Genomic DNA, 15,273 nt, shown 5'->3' with positions numbered 1-15,273 from the left:
GTTAAACTAGGGAGTGCCAACAAACTCAGGCTTCGCATCCAAATAGCGGGAAAGCTCCACTACCACACAGTCCAGTTACATAAAAATCATATTATTGCTCTAGGCGGGGGTTTATCTGTTTAAAAAACTGATCTGCATTAAACAACATGATATCAAGGACTGCGGCGCAGCCTGTCTGGCTACTATTTGCAAGCAGTACGGTTTAAAAATTCCGATTTCCAGAGTGCGGGAAGCAGCGGGCACCGATAATCAGGGAACAAGTGCCTACGGTTTAGTTAAAGCTGCTGAGCAGCTTGGTTTTACTGTTAAGGCCGTTAAGGGAAGTCAGGAATCTTTTTTTGGTGAATTTCCTCTGCCAGCAATTGCTCATGTGGTAGTTGACAGTACACTCCTACACTATGTAGTGATTCACAAGGTTACCCGAACAGAGATTATACTAGCTGACCCGAGTAAAGGAATTGTCAGACTCAAGCCTGATGAGTTTTTTCAAATGTGGACCGGCGTTCTCATATTGATGGTACCGACTCCCCAATTTAAAAGAGGAGATCAAACAAAGGGATTGTTTTCCCGCTTCTTTGGTCTATTGATACCGCAGCGGCGCATGTTGGGCGGTATATTTTTGTCTTCTATGCTCTTTACCATCCTGGGGATTCTATCAGCATTTTACTTTCAGCTACTTATCGACGAAATTCTCCCATATAGCCTCACCAAGACCCTACATATTGTTTCTATTGGAGTAATTGCACTTTACATATTTAAAGTGATTTTGAGTGCCTTCCGGAACCATATTCTTCTAACGCTGAGCCAAAAGCTCGATATTTCCTTGATCCTCGGTTACTATCATCATGTCCTGAAGCTGCCGATGAGTTTTTTCGGTGCACGTAAAACCGGTGAGATTATTTCAAGGCTGATGGATGCATCCAAGGTTCGGGATGCTATCTCCAGCGCAACGCTCACCGTAATGATTGATACAATCATGGTAATTGCCGGCGGAGCCATTCTCTATACCCAAAGCGGATTATTATTCGGTGTCACTTTATTAATGATCCCGTTTTATCTCCTGCTGGTATGGGGGTTTCATAAGCCTTTTGATCGGCTGAACCGTGAGCAGATGGAGAACAACTCGCAGTTGACCTCTTATATTGTAGAATCAATTGAAGGCATTGAGACAGTAAAAGCATACCGCGCCGAAGGGCAATCAGGATTTGAAACAGAACGTAAATTTGTCAGCTTGTTGAAATCCGTTTTCCGGCTGGGACTTTTTAATAATATTCAGGGTTCGCTCAAGGCGACTGTTCAGTTAATTGGAGGCGTTATAATTCTTTGGGTGGGCGCCATTCAAGTCATTAAGGGTAATCTCTCCATTGGACAATTGATCGCTTACAACTCATTGCTGGCTTACTTTCTGGAACCCATCCAGAATTTAATCAATTTGCAACCGACTCTTCAAACGGCGATGGTAGCAGCCGACCGATTGAGCGAGATTCTAGACCTTGAGGCGGAAAAACAGGCGAATGAGGAGCAAAAGATGCGGCCTGCGGTTTTAAAAGGGGATATTGAATTTAGAGGAGTCTCTTTTCGTTATGGAACCCGTGCTCTGATTCTAGATAATATTCATTTGACGATCAATCAAGGGGAGAAGATTGCCTTGGTCGGCGAGAGCGGATCAGGCAAGACCACCCTCATCAAGCTGCTGATGCAGTTCTATTCGCATGAGAATGGCGATATTCTTATTGGAAACTATAATATTAAAGATATTCATTTAGACAGTCTGCGGGACCGGATCTCTTACATCTCTCAGGATACCTTTTTCTTCAGCGGAACTATCCGTGAGAACTTATGTCTGGGAGCTGTAGTAGATTATACCTTGGAGGAGATTGCAGCAGCATGTCAAATGGCTCAGGCACATGATTTTGTTAATCAATTCCCGCTTCGGTATCAAACCATGCTGGAAGAGAACGGTGCTAATCTGTCGGGAGGCCAGAGACAGCGGCTGGCCATTGCCCGAGCGCTGCTGCGGAAGCCGGATATTTTAATTCTGGATGAGGCTACGAGCAATCTGGATTCTACCACAGAACGAGCCGTCTCGGACACAATTAACTGTCTGGAAGATATGAGTATGGTTATTATCGCCCACAGGCTGAGCACAATTATGCGATGCGACCGGATTTACGTCATGGAGAAGGGACATGTCATCGAATCCGGAAGTCATCAGCAGTTACAGAACCAAAGAGGGAAATACTACAGTCTTTGGAAGGATCAACTGCCTGAGGATGAGGAGCAATTTGCGTATGCGGGAAGACCGGGTGAACGATAAATGGTGCAGGTTAAGTTAACTGAATTAAGCGAAATGACGGACAGCCGCGAACTGCTTGAAGCTAAGACACATCCCTTTATATCAGGATTTTTGCTCTTTTTGCTAGTGTTGCTGGGTGCGGCAGCCATCTGGTCCTATTATGGAGAAATTGACATAACTTCTAAGGCGGCTGCAATAGTTCGGCCTAACGAGAAGGTCAGCACTGTGCAGACCGCATCAATGGGGAAAGTGACCGCTGTTAAAGTCAGAGAAGGAATGACCGTACAAAAAGGTACAGAGCTGATAGCGATGGATACCAAGGATCTGGATCTGCAATTGGCTTCTCAAACCGGGCTGCTGGAGAAAAGCAATCGCAGGCTATCGCTGCTAAAGCGGTACCGGAATAGTGTAGCCTCGCTTCATAACGAGTTCTCGAAGACACTGCCGGACGAAGTGGTATATTATGATGAGGTAGAGCAATTTTTACTGGAAAATCAGCGGCTTCAGCAGAGCCAGTCTGCATCATCACAAGAGATCGCCTCGGCCATTCATGACAATATGGGTTCACAGGCGTTGCTAAAGAACGATCTGGAGGTCAATCAATCCAAGCTTACAGAGCAGCAAGTCGATTTAAAACGCAAGCTCGGATTGCTTCAAACCGAGCTTGAGCAGGAGAAGCTTCTTCAGTATTCTGTAGCTGAGAATCGAAGCATGCCTGCTTCCGCCGATAGCAAACACAGTCAACAATATGCGGCTTACGAGACCAAGTATGGACAGTTAAAGAAAGTAGCTGAGGAAAAGGAAGCGGACTATCATAGCTTGCAGGAACTCGGCGACAGGCTTGTATCGCAGGTAGAGCTTGAAAATGCGTGGAGAGAGGCCGGTACGTCGGCCGCTCAGGTTGAGCAGTTCAGAGAAGAGACTCTTTCTGGTATTGCCGCTAATGTATCCGATGCGAGCAATCAGCTGAAAGAGTTGCATACCGATCTGGAAACGCTGATCCGGCAAGCGTCTGCCCGGTACTCAGAGGCGGAAGGAACCCGATTGCAGCAGGACAAGCTGATCCAAGAACTTGAGGATTTGGAGAACAGTAAAGAACTTGGACGATCTGTGGAGCAGACAGCCCTGAATAAATTGAAGGCTGACCGGATTGTTCAGATCGGCAGCTCAATCGAAGAGGAGCAGGCCAACTCGAAGTTGTTGCAAAACAACATTCAGCAACTTAAGCTGGAGAAAAGTAACCGCATTCTTTTTGCCCCTATTGACGGCACGCTAAACATTCTTAAAGAAGTCAACGTAGGGGATGTAATCCAGACGGGCGAAGCCTTGCTTGCAATCATTCCGGCTAACGAGTCCATGTATAAAATGAGCTTGGCCGTTCCTAATTCCGCTGCAGGACAGATTAAGCTCGGTGACAAGGTCCACTTTAATTTTGCTGCATTTCCCAAGCAGAGTTATGGGTCTTTGAACGGAACCGTTACCTCGATCGCCAGTGATTCTGTTGTTCAGCAGGACGGCCGCAGCTATTATCTAGTGGAGGCAGCGTTATCGGGCAAGAGTTTAGTCGATCGCCGAGGAGAACAGGGTGAAATCCGCCTGGGAATGAGCGCCGAGGCTTATATTATTACCGACTCCAAACGCATTCTCGACTTTGTACTGGAGAAGATCAACCTCAAGGAATAGAGAGGGTTCATGGATGGAATTCTTGAAAAAAACTCAATTAATCTTTATATATCTAGGATTATGGTTGGTACTCTGGGTGCCATTTGCTTATGCAGATGATACAATTTCGTCGTCTTCTGTAAGGAAGCTTTCGATGGAGGAAGCGGTTCAAATAGCTCTTACAAACATTGATGATATCCAGCAGGCTAAGGGTAAGGTTACGGAGAGCAGTGCTAATACTGCTTATATAGCTTCGGAGAAAAAGGAACTGGAGTCTAGCAGCGTTTCTGTGAATCCGGGTCATCTTCCAGTAAACACAACTGATTTTTTACAGCAAATCCCGGAATTCAATCAATTAGGTGAAGAGGAACAGCAACAGATTCTTCAAGCAATTGGGTTGCAAATTGCCATTAATAGTTCGATTAACCAGTGGATCGGGCTCCAGTCCCAAATGCAAAGCAGCTACAATCAGCAGGTGAAAGACAAGCAATTGCAAACCTACGAGGCTCAACTTAGAAGTTTGGTCTATGATAACGAACTGGCAGAACTTGCTCTCAAGAAGACACAACAACTTGTAATCTATGCCGTTAGACAGCAATATATTCAATTAGCGGCTCTATCATCCCAAATCGCCTATCAACAAAATTTGTATGCTCATTCCAGCACACTAGCTTCGGATGCCCAGATCTTGTTTCGTGCTGGAAGGACATCCAAGAGTGAATGGGATCAGGTGCAACGGCAACAGCGTATTCAGCAAAGCAAGCTGGATTCTCAGGTTAGAGGCTATAAAACACAGTTGGCGCAGTTGGCACGAGAGTTAAAGCTGGACCTGAATACCTCAATTGAGATTGAGAATATTACAATTGCAACTCCCCAACTAACTGATTACGAGCAGACTGTAGACTTATCTCGCAATTATGAAATTCAAGAAGCGGATGCGAAGATAAAGCTTGCCAAGGATAACCTGACCAGCCTAACAGACCTTGGAACGGAGTTGAAGCACTACTATACGGTGCTTTGGTCTAATGCTGTTAGTCAAAGAGATGCCATATGGTCTAGGCTGGAGAATAGATGGGCCGATCAGAAGGCAAAGCTGACCGCGTTATATTATCAATTGCAGGACGCAATGGATGAGGAACAAGGCGCTGTCCAGCGTGCCGAGGACGCCAACCTGCTATATACAAAAGGCAGATTATCGCTCAGTGAATTGGATAAGGCAAGACAGACACAGCGGCAGGCGGAGATGAGCAAAACAGATCTGCTCTACCAGTATTTACTCCAGGCGGAGACCTGCAAACTCGCAACATACGGTGTAATATTATAAGAAGTTTATGGGAACCGTATCATAAATAACGGCGAAAAAAAGGGAGTCTGCGGACACTCCCTTTGAGCTAAAATTGTCTGTTATCAAATTTCTACCTCACATTAATCCAATTATAGAAACCACATAGACCACTTAATTTGCCGTCTTATTGATAAAATCAATCTCATTTCTGATCCCTTTATGGGCGTCATTCCACAGGCCTTTTGTCAGGCGAATGCGCAGCAGGCATGTGTTAGGATCTTCGTCGTTATTGGCTTCGTTATACCACTCGGCGAATATTGTGCGTAGCTTTGTCATCATCTCCGCGTTTTTCTCGTCACATACCCAGCCCAGGTTTTCACCGATACCATCGGCCGTAAAGTTTTCGACGATGATACAAACGGCGACTTCGGGGTTTTGGGCGATCTGCTGCATCTTGCCTGAGGTCGCATAAGTGACGGTGTAGAACGCACCGTCCTCATAATAGGCGTCCACAATACGGGCGGCGGGACGGCTTTTGCCATTGGCCCCCGGTTCCAGCGCGATGGTAGACAGAGAGAGCAGGGCGTCCTTGTTACCCGCTTGTTCTTCCAGCAGCTTCATGGCTTCGTCGTACTTGTTCATTATATTACCTCCTAAAGTGTCATAAGGCATACATTATAAGCTTATCATTGTAAAATCTTAGTGCATGTGAAGAATTATACGATGAAATATTAAATCGCTATCATAACCCTCTGCTCGACTTAGGTATGGTTCAACTGATACTAATCGATAATGTAATATTAAAATAATCAAAAAACGGCTGGATTAGGGGAACCTGACCAGTCGTTTTTTTTGGAAATAAGCTAATGGGCTTGCGCGGTGTATGGGCTGTTCAACGAGCTATCTCTGATACCCACTCTAAGGCTAATGTGATGCATTCCCTCAATGATTGGGGGGGGTTATCTACCAGAACTGCCTCGATTTTATCCCACTTCATGAGACCGACAAGATGGAGATGGATTCCGAATAAAATGTGCATATTGCACATAATTTATGTTATACTTTATTATGTGCAATATGCACATAATATGGGATGGAAGAAGGGTGTAAATATGAAGGCAGCAATCGTAAAGGATAAGGGGACGATTCCCGTAATGGGTCATTTTGATTCCCCCGTTGGGACAGAGGGGCTAGTTATAATTAACGTTACGGCAACGGCCTTGAGTCGAGTTAGCAAGTTCCGTTCAATGGGTATGCACTATTCTTCTGAAGATAACTTTCCAATTGTAGCCGGTATCGACGGTGTAGGAACTTTGAAAGATGGGTCTCGTGTTTACTTTGCGCTGCCTACTGCACCATATGGCAGTTTGGCTGAGCAAACAATTGTCAACGAAAAGCTGACTGTCCGTTTACCAGATGGTATTGATGATCTCACTGCTGCCGCTATCGCCAACCCTGCTATGTCGTCATGGGCTGCATTGGTATTTCGAGCTGATTTTAAATCCGGTCAAACTGTATTGATTAATGGCGCTACTGGTACATCCGGTAGTTTAGCAGTTCAGATTGCTAAGGGTCTGGGGGCCAAGAAGGTCATTGTAACAGGACGCAACGAATCAAAGTTGCAAGCACTTGAAGCTGATGAGGGCCTTGCATTTGATATGACAGCCGACAACGGTCAAAAAATGTTTGAAAACGCCTTAATGCCAGTTATTGCTGAAGGTGTTGATGTTATATTGGATTATCTTTGGGGCGACAGCGCACTCGCCATCATGTCAGCTCTTGCTAAGACGAAAACGGATCGTTCAACCCGTTTTGTAAGCATTGGAACTTCATCTGGCCAAGAAAGCATTCATTTACCTTCATCTCTTTTACGCTCATCAACAATCGAACTCGTAGGTAGCGGAGATAAGAGTGTTTCCAAAGCTGATATGCTATCCGCTGTTAGAGGTGTATTTGAAATGGCTGCCGTGGGGAAGATAAAAATTACCACAAAAGAGTTCGCTCTAGAAGATATTGAAGAGGCTTGGAATGCCCCGCTAATGCCTCGTCCTGTTGTAAGGGTGAAATAAAATGGAAAACGATATTTTTAAAGCGCTGATCGATTTAGTTTCCATTATCAATAGACCAGACCGCGATAAGAAGATGATTGCTAATGCTGGCGTCAATTTGGAGGCAGCAACCTTTCGTGTCTTTGTGGGCATCGTGCATCTCCAACCGACTAGTGTTGGTGATTTGGCCGCAATGATGGGTAAAAACTATTCGAGTGTTAGCCGGCAAATCGATAAGTTAGAAAATGCCGGGTTGGTTCATACGTATCCATCAAGTTCAGATTCCCGCATTCGTGTGTCTGAATTGACGAAAAGCGGGGAGGAAATCAATGCAATGATTAGCCTCACCCGTGAACGAATTTTGCATGAAGCTTTGGATGACTGGACTCTGGAGGAAAAAAACAGCTTATTGAATAACTTAAGGCGTTTATTTGAATCGCTGCAAAGATTCGACTAGTTGCAGATTATGACTGTTCACACACAGTTCGATGTTTATTGCGATGGTGGATATTCGGGTAAAAGGAATTACGGATTCAATGGGGAACCATTCTGAAATCGGATTTACGAGGAAGCCGCAAAAATGCTAAAACGCTACTGACACAACGTTGTCAGTAGCGTTTTTGTATATTAGGTGTATAGCGAGTAGCGCATTGTTTTGGATATAGGGTGACCTTGCTCATAATCTTATTATAGAGGTGGAATCTATTCATGAGTAATATCAAATGGGAAGTGGATCCGGACCACAGCTCCGTCGAGTTTTCGGTGACCCATTTAATGATTAATAAAATCAAAGGAGTATTTGAGCGTTTCCAGGCGATTTTAAGTTTTGATCCCAACGAGTTAACGACCATGGGCATTCAGGCTTCCATAGACGCAAATAGTATCACAACTCGCCAAGCGCAACGAGATGAACATTTGAGGGGCGACGACTTCCTTCATGCTGCCAAGTATCCAACCATTGCATTTCAAAGCACCAACTGTGTCTTTGCTGGTGAGCGGCAATATGAACTTACAGGCAATCTAACTCTGCATGGAGTAACCCAATCTGTTACTTTTCATACTGTTTTTGAAGGACTAAACAAGGACCCCCGCGGACGGGAACGTGTAGGATTTCACTCAACAGCCAGTATTGATCGTAATGAATTTGGATTGAAATTCAACTCGCCTCTGGAAACGGGTGGAATTATAGTCGGAAATGAAGTGAGGATCGAGCTTTGTATTGAGGCAATTAAAATACTGTGAACCGTATCAAAAATTAATGTTTTTTTACACCAAACGTAGTTATGACAAGGTATAAAAAAATCCCTCTCTGCGTAATAGAGAGGGACAGTAACTATTTAAGTACCAATTCATTAGAGCCTTATTAGATCATAACTGGTTGGTCTGTAAGAGCTGCGTAGGTTTAGTAAGCAGAGCAGGCCTCGCCGCTATCCAAGCCACTGAGAGTGTGGTTATAACACATAGGCCAATCCCATAAATCACCCATTTAACATCAACCAGGACAGGTAACTTGAACATAAGTTTTAGAGCTACAGTCGTTAACAACAAAGCTATCCCTGTACCAGCAGTTCCTGAGACTAAGGATAAAACAAAGTTCTCTAACAAGATTGACCGTAATGTCTTACCATTGGATACTCCCACTGCTTTGATGATTGCAATTTCTCTGCGTTTTCTTAAAAGGCTTATCACAATTTGATTCCCGATGGTAAGTATCGCTGTAATGAAGGCAAATAAAGTCACTATAGAGAAGAATACACTTATCATACGTATCATTGAATTTAAGCTTTCGGAGGCTGTACTTGATACTGAATATGCCATAGCGGATGCTGGAAGTAAACCGTTTAATTCAGATAGTAAACCCGTAGTCCGGGTCCCTCCGTCAATAGAAAACATTACCCGGTTAGGCGCCCCATATTTAGACAATATATCTTTAGTTGTTCTCATACCTACTGTTTTTACGAACCCTGATTCAAAAAAGCCAACAATTTTGAAAGGAATCTTCTTTTCTCCCATTGTAACTTCAACTGTATCGCCTGTCTTAATTCCCAACTGTTGATAAATCTTCCAATAATAATGCGGTCTTGTGCGATGAATCATCTTCTATAAGGTCACGTCCGCCAATAATGGAATAGGACCTTGATGCAAGTGAAGGGTCAACACCTTCAATGCTCAATTTATTGGAAGCGAAGAACTTATTCCCGTCTGACTTTTGCTGAAAAAGAGAAGTTGCTTCACTTCCGTTAATTGAACTTAAAAGACCGTTCATCTGGACACCCTCTGTCCACTTTTTAATATCGAGAGATTGAAAAGCTTCCTTGACTGCTTCAGACTCTACTAAGGAGCTTGTGATGAGTAGATTTCCTTTGGCCTCGTTCTCTAACTGTTGACTGACAGACTGAGTTAAGTTATCAGCGAAAAGTTCGCTTGATACTGCTGATGCAACACCAACACTCAAGATAAGAGCCAATAGTCCGTATCGTTTTCTTCCAGATGATAAATTATGAAAAGGGATAAACCAACGAGGAGAGATGAGTTTCCTCATGCTTCCAACCACTCTGAAAATGAAAGAGAAAGCAGATGAACATACCTTCACAAATATACTTACCAATATAATAATCAGTAGAATCCCTAAAAAAGATAGAACGACTCTAGAACTAATGGATTCGGTTGAACCCAGAAAAAGTGTTTTTTGTAAGTAGAATGCTACAACTAGCGAAATCAGTAATAATAAGAGTCCTCTTTTCCAAAAGCGTACCCGATAAGAAGGGATCTGATGGTTTCCTTCAAGCAATAGCTGCATAGGAGAGACGATGAGCATTCCTTTTAGAGGAATCCATGTTGATATCAGTGCCATTAGCATTCCTACTGCGAAGGTAACAATTGTGACTTTCCATGAAAACTCCCAAGACAACGGTATAGCTAACATTTTACCTACGTAAGAAGTTAACCAAGTACTCACTAGAAGACCTGTTACTATTCCAGTAATAGTTCCTATCGTTCCGATAAGAATACCTTCTGTTAAAAAGGTACCGGCAACTGAGCGAGAGCGTACACCTATTGCCTTCATAACTGCAATATCGCGCATTCTTGTGCTCATTGCCTGCTTCATAGTATTTGAAACTGTCAAAGCGCTGATTCCCAGTGCAAGCAGACTGAACAATTGTAAAAGTAAAAGAAGGGTCTTGGCTTGAGCCAAGCTTTCGTCTGTCCGCTCTTTCGTGTCCGTTAGCGTAGCACTTGGCAGATGCTTCTCAAGTTCTGCTTGCCAAGAAGTCTTTGGTGTGCCCGCTTTCCAATGGATAAGAATTTCATTTGTGCTTCCGGCTGGAGCGTTTAGCAGATTAGCTGCTTCATTCAAGGTAAGATAAGCAGCTCCAAAAATATCCGCATCTCCGTAAGACTCTTGAACATTAAGTACTAATCCTTTTACCTTGTACTCATGCAGACTTCCATCAGACGCGCTCGGCAACCAAATTTTTTCTCCAACCTTTACCTGTAGGCGATCTGCTGCATTATCAGCAAGAAGGACCTCATTCGCTTGAAGTGAACGGATGCCAGGGTATTGATTTTCCCCATAATAAGGGTAAGTCTTCGGATCAATTCCCTTCAAGATCACGCTTGTTGTTTTATTTTTGGATTGCACCATGCTCTGTCCGACATATGAAGATGAATGGCTGTCGATTTCTCCCATGTCTTGGAATATATCATTCACTATATTGCTCTGTAGTGGCTTAAGGTAGGACTGGACTAATACATCCCCACCTAATAGCAGTTTGGCAGAATTCTCAATAGAACGTGGCGCCAATTCAGATAATAGGAACATACTAAAGAAACTTGCACTTCCAATAATGAGAGACAATATAGTGAAAATTGTTCTTAATTTGTTACGTAATAAACTTCTCCCGGCAGAGCTCAGCCATATCATCAGATATTCACCTTCCTTTACTCAGACAAGGATCCTCAGTTTCAACCCGTCCATCTCTAATGTAAATCACTCGGTCGGATTTTGAAGCAACCTCTGGATCATGGGTAGCAATAATGAAGGTCATTCTCATTTGCTCTTTTAAGCGGAAGATAAGGTCAAGAACTTTCTGTCCGGAATCACGATCTAAATTGCCGGTTGGCTCGTCGCAATGACTAGAGAGGGCTTATTAATCAGAGCTCTTGCAATAGCGACACGTTGCTGTTGTCCGCCGGATAGTTGATTAGGCAGGTGCTTCATCCGATCGCCCATCCCCACAAGCTTCAACATTTCTTCTGCTTTTTTACGTATTTCACTATGTCGGGTGCCTTTGATGCAGAACATGGGAAGCATTACATTTTCAAGAGCGGTCATTGTAGAGATTAGATTGAAGGATTGAAAAACAAACCCGATTTTTTGTGCGCGATAATCAGAAAGTTTTTTTTCAGATAAAGATTCGATTGACTTACCCTCAAGTGCGATTTTCCCTGTACTAGGCTTATCTAGGGATCCCATAATCCCAAGCAGGGTTGATTTTCCGCTGCCGCTGGGTCCCATAATGCTTACAATCTCACTTTTGTAAAACTTCAGATTTATTCCCGTAAGAACAGATATTATGCCGGCTTCGGATTCGTACTCTTTGTTAAGATTTTGAATGTCCAGAATCGGTTGTTCTACAATCAACTGAATTTTCCTTCTTTCTGTTAATTTTTTTAATAAGTAATATGGTGAATTGAAGAATTAATATCACAATCACTATCAAAATGCCTTTGAAGTTTGTCCAGTTCCAAGAATGAAAGAGGGAAGTAAATGAAAAAATAAAACGTAACATATACATTAAAGCAATGCTAAAAACAATTAAGTATAAAGAGGAATACGCTAAAAACACTTTCTTGTAAGTACTGCTCATATTGATAATATTTAATCTGAATTTCTCGCGGAAAAGTCGTTTCCTACATACATATCCCAATAATCCTTGTTTTACCAATGTAAAATTTCTAGTATGCAGGTTGGGAATTCCGAGGATATCTGTAAGTACCCAGAAACCATCAAGACGTAATAATGAAGAAAGATGCTTTTAGATAAAATTGTTAACCCAAACCTAATGACATCACTTGATTCTTTAGATACCCTAATAACCCATTTATTAACAATGTTATTCTATAATTTTAAATCTACTTATTATGTAAATTTAGTAACAAAGTCAAAACTCTTCCGAAATTTTCAAAATAAATGTATTAAATCTCAGTGAGGAATTTAAGTTGAGGGAATTCCTGCTCACCAGAGATGCGGTAAACTAGATGCCTTGACTACTAAAATTTGCATTAAATATTACCTAAATCGTATTTATCTAGCAGGAAATAACAGGAGCTAAATTGAAAAAGTATACCCTATAGCAGCACTGACCGGGAGGATGGCATGCAATTTCAACCAATTTATTATAATGGGGAATTATTTCTACCGAAGATCGAATTAAATATGACACCGAATCAATCGGTTGGCATCATAACGGACTTGAAGCGAAAGCAGCTTTTAATGAATCAATTAGGGGATCATTCCCAATATTATTTATTTCGGGCTGGGCAAAACGAGTATATGCGTTTATCGGTGGAGGAACTAATCACTTTTCTAATCAGAATAACGGAGAGGTATGAGCGTGCCGCTTCGTTGATAGATTATTTTGCTTTAAAGGAAGAACGGAAGGTAAAGATCAAGGATCTAAGCTCATCGAAAAGAATGTATGTGACATTGCTGCGTGTATTTTTCGCGTATCAGCCTACACTTGTACTGGAGGAACCCTATTTTTACTTGGAAGAGCAAGATTGTCGTCAACTCAAACGGATTCTTGATGATCTTTCACAAGAAAAGCAGATTTTAATTTTAACTTCGAATTTAGAGGATGCCCTTATTTCCTGTGATGCCATTTATCGGTTGAACGAATCGGGATTTCATCCATTGGATATTCGGGACTTCGACGAGGATAAGCAGGAAGTACAGAAACAAGACGAGGCCAATATAACCTTGCAGAAGATCTCTACCAAAAGAAATGACAAAGTGATTTTATTTAATCCGCCTGAAATTGATTTTATAGAAAGTGTAGAGGGGTCAATCCTTGTTCATGTGGGCGGTGAAAATTATGACTGTGCGCTGACGCTGACCGAGCTCGAGCAGAGATTATTAAATTTCGGTTTTTTTAGGTGTCACCGATCCTATATTGTTAATCTGCAAAAAGTAAGAGAGATTATTACATGGACGAAAAATAGCTACAGCTTGCGATTAAATACAGGTCAAGATGCCGTGGTTCCGTTATCCCGTTCAAAATTGTCTGAATTAAAAGCTCTTCTTAACATTTAAAGGGTACCATTCAGGCGCTTACAGCTACATTTCGGCGCGTTTTGATGGCAGGAAGCATGTAATCTGTATATGTTTAAGCCATCAACACTAAGGATGTGGAGTTAATGAATGTTATCCGGGTAGAACGTATCCGTAAGAGATTTGGAGAAAAGGATGCGTTAGCAGATGTTTCTTTTTCAATTCCTAAGGGTGAAATTTTTGGTTTCCTTGGTCCGAGTGGCTCAGGCAAAACAACATTAATCAAGATTTTAACGGCACAATTAAATCCGACAAGTGGACAGGCAAGCGTATTTGATCAGCCAGCTGAGATGATGCAGCAGTCTGCTCAGAAGATGCGTTTTGGGATTTTGACGGATAACAGTGGTCTATATGAGAGGTTAAGTATTGAGGAAAATCTGGAGCTGTATCGTAAGTTATATGATCTTCCCAAATCTGCGGTCGACAAGGTGCTGCAGTTTGTAAACTTAAGCGGGGAGCGCAAAAAGAAAGCCCATCTCTTATCCAAAGGGATGCGTCAGCGTGCCATGCTGGCATGCGCGATTATCCATGAGCCGGAATTATTATTTCTGGATGAACCTACTTCAGCTCTAGATCCGGTAAACACAGCACATATTTATAAAGGCTTACGCTACTTAAATGAGAAAGGAACAACGATTTTTCTGACTACGCATGATATGTCTGAAGCAGAATTGATATGCAACCGTGTAGCGATTCTGTATCAGGGACAAATCCAAACCATAGGCTCACCAAAGGAACTTAAGCGGCAGCACCGGGAGAACGTAATTTGTGTGGACTTAATCAATGGGGAAACCTACGAGCTCCCGATCGATGAGGGGACGGCTGATCAAATCGCGGATTGGATGAAGCGGGGGCTAATTGACCGGTTAGAGACGAAAGAACCAAGTCTAGGTGATATTTTTATTAAAATGACAGGAAGTGAGCTACTATGAGTATCTCATACAAACGTGCCCGGGCGATATTTGTGAAGGATTACAAAGAGTTTTCACGTAACTACGCGCTGTCCATTATGCTGATTTTTCCTATTATTATCGCTCTGATTTTCAAGAGGGCAGGTGCGTCTTTACCTGGAGCCAGCGGTTTTCTTTTTAATAGTTCGTTTGTATTGCTAACATGTTTCGCACAAGCCTGCTTGATTGCGGAAGAGAAGGAGCGTAACACTTTACGGTCATTAATGATGACACCGGCTACGACCATGGATGTACTAATCGGTAAAAGCAGTTTGGTCTTTGTCATGTCCACTGTTGTTCTCGCTATTTCTACATTATTATTTGGCTATGAGCCGGCTAATATATGGGCGTTTGTGGCAGTAATCATTCTTTCGATTATTCTGTACACTGCAGCTGGGACGATCTGCGGCTTATTCTCCAAGACGTTGCTTGAAGCCTCATTATCTATACTCCCTGTGGCGTTTATATTTATGGGGGCACCGTGGGGAGAAGTACTAGCGAAGGATTATCCGGTCTTCAAAGTGCTGGATTACATGCCAAGCAGTCAGCTTGTGCATCTGCTGGGTCTAAGCAATACAGGTTATACGACGGGCGATGTATTGAAACCACTCCTCATTAATTTGGTATGGACGGTTGTGCTAACAGTAGTGTCTGTCATTTTGTATCAGCGGCGGTTGAAGGACGAGTAAGGGAGCTCT

13 protein-coding genes are annotated in these 15,273 nt (G+C 42.7%); 9 read left to right on the top strand and 4 right to left on the bottom strand.

Annotated elements, in window-relative coordinates; genetic code table 11:
• Positions 1-115 precede the first annotated feature (115 nt).
• Genes NST40_RS30730 through NST40_RS30720 form a run of 3 tightly spaced genes read left to right on the top strand, consistent with a single transcriptional unit; the run spans position 116 to position 5,282 of the window.
• Complete coding sequence (locus tag NST40_RS30730) at positions 116-2,317, top strand: peptidase domain-containing ABC transporter (RefSeq protein ID WP_076276323.1); 2,202 nt, start codon at positions 116-118, stop codon at positions 2,315-2,317.
• A complete protein-coding gene (locus NST40_RS30725; RefSeq protein WP_076219980.1) occupies positions 2,318-3,979 on the top strand; it encodes an HlyD family efflux transporter periplasmic adaptor subunit in 1,662 nt (553 codons plus the stop codon). It begins immediately after the preceding gene.
• A 13-nt stretch (positions 3,980-3,992) separates the two neighbouring features.
• Positions 3,993-5,282 (top strand): hypothetical protein, encoded by a 1,290-nt coding sequence (locus tag NST40_RS30720; RefSeq protein ID WP_342410290.1) that lies wholly within the window; start codon positions 3,993-3,995, stop codon positions 5,280-5,282.
• Positions 5,283-5,414: 132 nt separating this feature from the next.
• On the opposite strand, the gene NST40_RS30715 is transcribed toward NST40_RS30720, so the two are convergent.
• The gene (locus NST40_RS30715; RefSeq protein ID WP_076219982.1) at positions 5,415-5,885 is read right to left on the bottom strand and encodes a pyridoxamine 5'-phosphate oxidase family protein; all 471 of its coding nucleotides are present in this window, start codon (positions 5,883-5,885) and stop codon (positions 5,415-5,417) included.
• 470 nt (positions 5,886-6,355) lie between these two features.
• On the opposite strand from NST40_RS30715, the gene NST40_RS30710 reads away from it, so the two are divergent.
• The 3 genes from NST40_RS30710 (at position 6,356) to NST40_RS30700 (ending at position 8,533) form a co-directional block, all read left to right on the top strand.
• A complete protein-coding gene (locus NST40_RS30710) occupies positions 6,356-7,312 on the top strand; it encodes a zinc-binding alcohol dehydrogenase family protein (protein ID WP_076276321.1) in 957 nt (318 codons plus the stop codon).
• Position 7,313: 1 nt separating this feature from the next.
• On the top strand, positions 7,314-7,748 hold the full coding sequence (locus NST40_RS30705; RefSeq protein WP_076276320.1) for a MarR family winged helix-turn-helix transcriptional regulator: 435 nt from the start codon (positions 7,314-7,316) through the stop codon (positions 7,746-7,748).
• 251 nt (positions 7,749-7,999) lie between these two features.
• Entirely contained in the window at positions 8,000-8,533 is a 534-nt protein-coding gene (locus NST40_RS30700; RefSeq protein ID WP_076105142.1) for a YceI family protein, read from the top strand.
• Positions 8,534-8,659: 126 nt separating this feature from the next.
• Here NST40_RS30700 and NST40_RS30695 read toward each other — a convergent pair whose 3' ends face one another.
• From NST40_RS30695 to NST40_RS30685, 3 genes are all read right to left on the bottom strand, one after another.
• The gene (locus tag NST40_RS30695) at positions 8,660-9,340 is read right to left on the bottom strand and encodes an FtsX-like permease family protein (RefSeq protein ID WP_179087486.1); all 681 of its coding nucleotides are present in this window, start codon (positions 9,338-9,340) and stop codon (positions 8,660-8,662) included.
• The gene (locus NST40_RS30690; RefSeq protein WP_081398205.1) at positions 9,330-11,216 is read right to left on the bottom strand and encodes an FtsX-like permease family protein; all 1,887 of its coding nucleotides are present in this window, start codon (positions 11,214-11,216) and stop codon (positions 9,330-9,332) included. The genes NST40_RS30695 and NST40_RS30690 overlap by 11 nt, the downstream gene beginning before the upstream one ends.
• 183 nt (positions 11,217-11,399) lie before the next feature.
• Entirely contained in the window at positions 11,400-11,936 is a 537-nt protein-coding gene (locus NST40_RS30685; protein ID WP_256718959.1) for an ABC transporter ATP-binding protein, read from the bottom strand.
• A gap of 735 nt (positions 11,937-12,671) precedes the next feature.
• On the opposite strand from NST40_RS30685, the gene NST40_RS30680 reads away from it, so the two are divergent.
• The 3 genes from NST40_RS30680 (at position 12,672) to NST40_RS30670 (ending at position 15,264) form a co-directional block, all read left to right on the top strand.
• Positions 12,672-13,607: a LytTR family transcriptional regulator DNA-binding domain-containing protein gene (locus NST40_RS30680; RefSeq protein ID WP_076276319.1), complete on the top strand. Its 936-nt coding sequence runs from the start codon at positions 12,672-12,674 to the stop codon at positions 13,605-13,607.
• Positions 13,608-13,711: 104 nt separating this feature from the next.
• Complete coding sequence (locus NST40_RS30675; RefSeq protein ID WP_076218793.1) at positions 13,712-14,557, top strand: ABC transporter ATP-binding protein; 846 nt, start codon at positions 13,712-13,714, stop codon at positions 14,555-14,557.
• Positions 14,554-15,264: an ABC transporter permease gene (locus tag NST40_RS30670; protein ID WP_076218792.1), complete on the top strand. Its 711-nt coding sequence runs from the start codon at positions 14,554-14,556 to the stop codon at positions 15,262-15,264. The genes NST40_RS30675 and NST40_RS30670 overlap by 4 nt, the downstream gene beginning before the upstream one ends.
• Positions 15,265-15,273: the final 9 nt, after the last annotated feature.

Origin of the sequence: Paenibacillus sp. FSL R10-2778 (assembly GCF_038593035.1) — a bacterium.
Classification (GTDB): domain Bacteria; phylum Bacillota; class Bacilli; order Paenibacillales; family Paenibacillaceae; genus Paenibacillus_AQ; species Paenibacillus_AQ odorifer.
This window is presented reverse-complemented; position numbering and strand designations above follow the sequence as displayed.

What these genes read in the sequence shown, in the direction of transcription:
- NST40_RS30725 (WP_076219980.1), top strand. Translation starts at nt 2,318, where the DNA reads ATGGTGCAGGTTAAGTTAACTGAATTAAGCGAAATGACGGACAGCCGC.
- NST40_RS30720 (WP_342410290.1), top strand. Translation starts at nt 3,993, where the DNA reads ATGGAATTCTTGAAAAAAACTCAATTAATCTTTATATATCTAGGATTA.
- NST40_RS30715 (WP_076219982.1), bottom strand. Translation starts at nt 5,885, where the DNA reads ATGAACAAGTACGACGAAGCCATGAAGCTGCTGGAAGAACAAGCGGGT.
- NST40_RS30710 (WP_076276321.1), top strand. Translation starts at nt 6,356, where the DNA reads ATGAAGGCAGCAATCGTAAAGGATAAGGGGACGATTCCCGTAATGGGT.
- NST40_RS30705 (WP_076276320.1), top strand. Translation starts at nt 7,314, where the DNA reads ATGGAAAACGATATTTTTAAAGCGCTGATCGATTTAGTTTCCATTATC.
- NST40_RS30700 (WP_076105142.1), top strand. Translation starts at nt 8,000, where the DNA reads ATGAGTAATATCAAATGGGAAGTGGATCCGGACCACAGCTCCGTCGAG.
- NST40_RS30690 (WP_081398205.1), bottom strand. Translation starts at nt 11,216, where the DNA reads ATGATATGGCTGAGCTCTGCCGGGAGAAGTTTATTACGTAACAAATTA.
- NST40_RS30680 (WP_076276319.1), top strand. Translation starts at nt 12,672, where the DNA reads ATGCAATTTCAACCAATTTATTATAATGGGGAATTATTTCTACCGAAG.
- NST40_RS30675 (WP_076218793.1), top strand. Translation starts at nt 13,712, where the DNA reads ATGAATGTTATCCGGGTAGAACGTATCCGTAAGAGATTTGGAGAAAAG.
- NST40_RS30670 (WP_076218792.1), top strand. Translation starts at nt 14,554, where the DNA reads ATGAGTATCTCATACAAACGTGCCCGGGCGATATTTGTGAAGGATTAC.